Source organism: Hyella patelloides LEGE 07179, assembly GCF_900659865.1.
In the GTDB taxonomy this organism is placed as follows: domain Bacteria; phylum Cyanobacteriota; class Cyanobacteriia; order Cyanobacteriales; family Xenococcaceae; genus Hyella; species Hyella patelloides.
Genome location: NZ_LR214142.1, coordinates 1 through 5,246 on the forward strand (window position 1 = coordinate 1; position 5,246 = coordinate 5,246).

The following is a 5,246-nucleotide window of genomic DNA, read 5'->3' on the forward strand; positions in this document are numbered from 1 at the left end:
AAGAAGATGCCAGTCTTCTTTTGAGGTTGGTTTGTCCAAAAGCAGTTAGCGCACCATAAACAATGTTGATTACGCCGAGAATAACTAATAAAGGTGCAAACTTAATATGGGCATGGGGTAATGTTTCAATATTGAAGCGAATTAAAGCGTATCCTCCCATTTTGAGCAATACACCAGCCAAAATCATGGATATAGGTGCGGAAGCTTGACTATGAGCATCAGGAAGCCAAGTATGTAAGGGGAAGATGGGTAGTTTGACACCAAAAGCTATTAGAAAACCAAGATAAGCTAGTAATTCTAACGCTAGAGGATAGTCTTTCATCCCTAACTCTGCAATATTTAAAGTGAAGTTATCGCCATAAAATGCCAGAGCTAAACCAGAAACTAAGATAAAGATAGATGCTAAAGCGGTATATAAAATAAATTTAGTTGCTGCATACTGACGTTTTTCGCCTCCCCAGATGGATATCAAAAGATAAACTGGTACTAACTCAATTTCCCACATCAAGAAGAAAAGTAAGATGTCTTGGGCTGCGAAAACCCCAATCTGCGCGCTATATAAAACTAATATTAAAAAATAATATAAGCGTGGTTTATGATTTACCTTCCAAGAAGCGAGAATCGCTAGGGTAGTAATTAAACCAGATAAAAAGATTAAGGGCATTGATAATCCATCAACCCCAAGGGACCAGTTTAGACCTAGCTGAGGCATCCAGGCGTAGGTTTCTGTAAGTTGAAATTTTGTGGTGTGTGTACTGTAATTTGACCAAAAGCCATAAACCATTAAAGCTAAGTCTGCTAAACCAACAGACAGAGCATAAAATCTAACATTCTTGCCATATTTGTCGGGAATGACGGGAATAGCTAGGGCTGCTACTAGAGGTAACAAGGTAATGGCGGTAAGCCAAGGAATTTGAACGCTTTCCATGAGATTTAAGATTAAGCACTAATACTTATTGATTCCTACTCACCATTCTATTAAGTTTTGTTACAAACTGCCAAGGTCAAATTATAAATTTTAGGAAAAAAACTAACTTTTGATATATATTTCAGATACTTCAATTGGTTTGCTGACAGGAAAATATTCTATGAGAAGTTAAGTAATAAGTGATATACAAGAAGCGACAAGAGATACATATACATAAAAAACAACAAATAGCAAATATGTTTCTGTTAACCGTCAGGGGGTGTTACCAATTAGATAACCGTCAAGGGATATTACCAACTGGAAACAAAACGGGATAAAATCAGCCGAGATAATAATTTGCTGATAAATAAATGTCGATCTTGCTTCTTGTCACAGAGTTACCAAAGCTGACATCACCAGTAGCCAAAGAAATAGTGGTGGCGCAAAATCAACCACCCAATCAGAGAGTTCGGTTAAAACAGCAGCAAACATCTCAACTAATTACCCAAGAAAGGGGTGGAGAAAGAGAAACTTTTGAAATACCTGTACCTGGAGAAGAATCGGAAACAGAAGTAACTCCTATTCCTGTGGATTCAGTAGATGTGGTAGAAGTGATCGCAGATCGCCAAGAGTATGACGAGTCAACACAGGTAATTACCGCCGAAGGAAATGTAGTGATGCGGTTTGCTGAAGCTGTCATGACAAGCGATCGCATTCAAATAAATTTAGCCGATCGGATTGCTGTAGCTGAAGGGAATGTCAATCTAACTAGAGGAGAACAAATCTTACAAGGCTCCCGATTTGAATACTTTTTAGTACAAGATCGCGGAGTAATTACCAATGCGAGAGGACAAATAGATCGCTCTTCTTTAAATCGCGATTTAACCAATCGTTTACCTGAAGATCGTACCATTCCCGATCGTGCTTTGAGCGATCGCCTTGCTTTAAGTCAACCCGTTACAGATGTCCAAGCTCAGAGTCAATTTCAGATTGGTATTGGTAGTGCTCGTGATTATAATATTCTTCAAGGAAATGGCGATCGTAATCAAGGGCTAATTAATCGAGTACGCTTTGAAGCGGACAATATGGAGTTTGAAGGAAGTGATTGGCAAGCCACCAATTTACGTCTCACAAATGACCCCTTTTCTCCTCCAGAATTAGAATTAAGAGTAGATACTGCTAAATACGAGCAAACTGAACCTCTAGTTAACCAATTAACTACAACAAAATCTCGGCTGGTAATTGATGATAGTTTTACAGTACCTCTGTTAAGAAATAGATTTGTCTTTGATCGTCGTCCCCAAAGCCCAGGACTTTTTAACGTTGGTTTTGATGGGGATGAAAGAGGTGGTTTATTTATCGAACGCACCTGGGACATCATCAATCGAGAACAAACTACTTGGTCAATTACGCCTCAATTCTATATTCAAAGAGCCTTAGTTCCCGATCTGTTTGGTTTTAGCGATGAAGAGGATGGTGGACTATTCGATCCTGCAACTTTTGGGATTGAAAGCAGTTTCAATAGTGTGCTTTCTCCCCGTAACAGTTTAGAAGCCGAAGTATCTGTTACTGGTCTTGATGTTAATGATTTGGAAGATAATCTGAGAAGCACAATAGCAGCCAATCGACTAATAGGAAATCTTAATAATCCTCATTCTTTTAGTTTGGAAGGCACTTTTCGCGAAAGACTGTTCAATGGCTCACTTGGTTTCCAAACTGTTAACAGTAGTATTGGTGGAATTCTGACATCTCCCAATATCTCTCTGGGAAAAACAGATATTAATTTGCAATATCAAGCCTCCATTCAAAATATTAATGCTAATACTGATAGAGAAGAATTTTTAGGCAGCAACCGTGAGAACGATCGTACTAACTTAACTCGCTATCAAGCTGCTGCTTTTTTAGGTAAAAGCTTTCTTTTGTGGCAAGGAAAAACCTTACCCATTACTAGAGATGGAGCTTTACGCTATTCTCCCTTTCCCATAGTTCCCTATCTGCGACTAAATACAGGAGTTAGTAGTGTTGCCAGTCTTTATAGCAGTAATGACGATCAAATCTCTTTTAGAGGTAATATTGGCATTCAGGGACAATTTGGTAATTTTTCCCGTAATTGGTTTGATTATACGGGATTTAATATCACCTACTCTATTGGTACTGATACAGGAGAATCTCCTTTTTTATTCGATCGCGATGAAGATCAACAAACTCTTGCTTTAGGTATCAATCAGCAATTATATGGTCCAATCCGTGTAGGGGTACAAACTTCTTGGAATCTCGATAATGGTGATGGTATTAGTACCGACTATATTTTAGAATACAGCAGACGCACCCACGGTATTACTTTACGCTACAATCCAGTCCTTGAGATTGGTTCATTTAGTTTTCAGATCAACGATTTTGCTTGGCGTGGCAATCCTGAACCTTTTGAAGAAAATAATATTAGACCAGTTATTCAAGGAGTAGATCGTTAGTTGTTAGTTGTTAAATTAAGGGCGTTAAACTGGATAATCTAGTTAATATAGTTAGTGTTTAAGAACCTATTTAACCTATTGCTTGTGACCTTTTGACTTTGTGCTGTCTATTTCTTAAACTGTTTCTCGAATGCACTGACTAAAAAATCTCTGGGTACAAAGCGAGGAATGTTGACAATAAGTTGATTGGCAAAACCACCAGTTACTAAATTAGATTGTCCTTTATCTAAAGCTTTTAAAGCTTCTGCGACAACATTTTCTGCGGGATTCATACTCATGGTTTTACTCTGATTTTCAACAAACGAGTCAGGAAAATCTGCCACTTTAAAAAAATCTGATTCTGTTGGGCCAGGACAAACTACTAAAATACGTACACCAGTATCTTTATTTTCTGCCCATAATGCCTCTGTGAAGTTTAAAACAAAAGCTTTTGTTGCTGCGTAAACAGACATATAGGGTAGAGGTTGGAAACCTGCAATCGAAGAGATATTAATAATACCACCTTGCCCTCTTTGCTTCATTTCTGGCAAAAACAACCCCGTTAATTCTGTTAACACGGTAATATTTAGCTGAATCATCGAAAGCTGTCTAGTCAAATCGCGATCGCTAAATTTTCCATAATCTCCAAAGCCAGCATTATTAATTAACAAGTCTACAGTTAATCCTTTTTGCTGCACTAAGTCAAAAATTGTCTTTCCTGCTGCGGGCGTTGTTAAATCTTGAACTATGACCTCAGCGTTAATTGAATATTGTTGTTGTAACTTGCTTGCCAACTCTTCTAATTTATCTTGTGAGCGCGCTACTAAAATTAAGTCTGTTTGTTTGGCTGCAAGCTGTTGAGCAAATTCTTCACCAATACCTGAAGATGCTCCTGTTACTAAAGCAGTTGTCATAATCCTTAATCCTTCGAGTATTGTTACAGATTGTAACGCGATTTTTAGCTCATGGAGATTTTGTCTAATGAGTACTAGTTTTCTGGCGATCGCTGGATGACTAGCTAAATTCACGGTAGATTTACAAAAATAATCAAAATATTTAATTTCTTTTTACACTAATCTCGTATAGGCTGTTACAATTCTTAGTGAGGTAATCGAAAAGTTGCTGATTGGGAACGTGCAGCTAGGATTTCTTCAGGATTAAAACAACAACATTTCCAAAGCCAGCGAACGTATCGCTGGTATTTTTTTAATTTTTAAGAAAAGACTTACTGCAAAGTAATGGCTTATAAGACTTGGCAAAATTGAGATTGAAATGGAGAAGAAAACAATTTTATTCACCCCATGTTTTCCAGATTGTTCAATCACTTCAGTTAAAGCTAAGGTCAATACTCCATTATCAAAGGCGTAATTAGCTTCCAATTAACTCTTCTTTCTGAAATACTTTTCATGCTTGATTGCAAAGACTTTGTTACTGTTGCTGAAATGCCAACTAAAGGGAACATTTTTCTTCTGAATCTCTAGTTCGTTCAGTATTTTTATTTATAAACCAGCTTTACAGTACGGGAATGATTTATTTAGTTTTAATCAAGAGTTTGAGAAAATAACTAAATTTAATTTCTTTTTGTATTTTTAGATGTTATAAACGTAGATGTATGTAAATAATTTAGCTTTTAGATTTAATTAAAGTATGACTTGACAAGTTATATTCTTTTTCTCAAGTGATTGAAAACTGATTTAAGAGTAAGTCTTCAATATTTATGGGATTATCTTATAAAATATCTGATACAAAAACTGCTATATACCCCTCTTCTGTCACTTTCCGAATTAAAAGATTACGAAATAAGGTGATTTATCCAGAAAGAAGCAGTGTGGGAAATTGATTAATGCTATCAATTAAGTTATGTAATCCTAGTAATAAAGAAGAATTAG

Annotated in this window: 4 protein-coding genes; 1 reads left to right on the forward strand and 3 read right to left on the reverse strand. The window is 36.6% G+C overall.

Translation table 11 applies throughout. The features are described from left to right. A partial coding sequence (locus H1P_RS30880) for an NADH-quinone oxidoreductase subunit M (RefSeq protein WP_144874960.1) occupies positions 1-928 on the reverse strand: 928 nt, incomplete at its 3' end. A gap of 350 nt (positions 929-1,278) precedes the next feature. Between H1P_RS30880 and H1P_RS30885 the strand changes: the two genes are divergently transcribed. Beyond that, entirely contained in the window at positions 1,279-3,378 is a 2,100-nt protein-coding gene (locus H1P_RS30885) for a DUF3769 domain-containing protein (protein ID WP_144874962.1), read from the forward strand. A 107-nt stretch (positions 3,379-3,485) separates the two neighbouring features. On the opposite strand, the gene H1P_RS30890 is transcribed toward H1P_RS30885, so the two are convergent. Both H1P_RS30890 and H1P_RS30895 read right to left on the reverse strand, forming a co-directional pair. Further along, on the reverse strand, positions 3,486-4,271 hold the full coding sequence (locus H1P_RS30890; RefSeq protein WP_144874966.1) for an SDR family NAD(P)-dependent oxidoreductase: 786 nt from the start codon (positions 4,269-4,271) through the stop codon (positions 3,486-3,488). Positions 4,272-4,514: 243 nt separating this feature from the next. Next, on the reverse strand, positions 4,515-4,736 hold the full coding sequence (locus H1P_RS30895) for a hypothetical protein (RefSeq protein ID WP_144874964.1): 222 nt from the start codon (positions 4,734-4,736) through the stop codon (positions 4,515-4,517). Between the last annotated feature and the right edge of the window lie 510 nt (positions 4,737-5,246).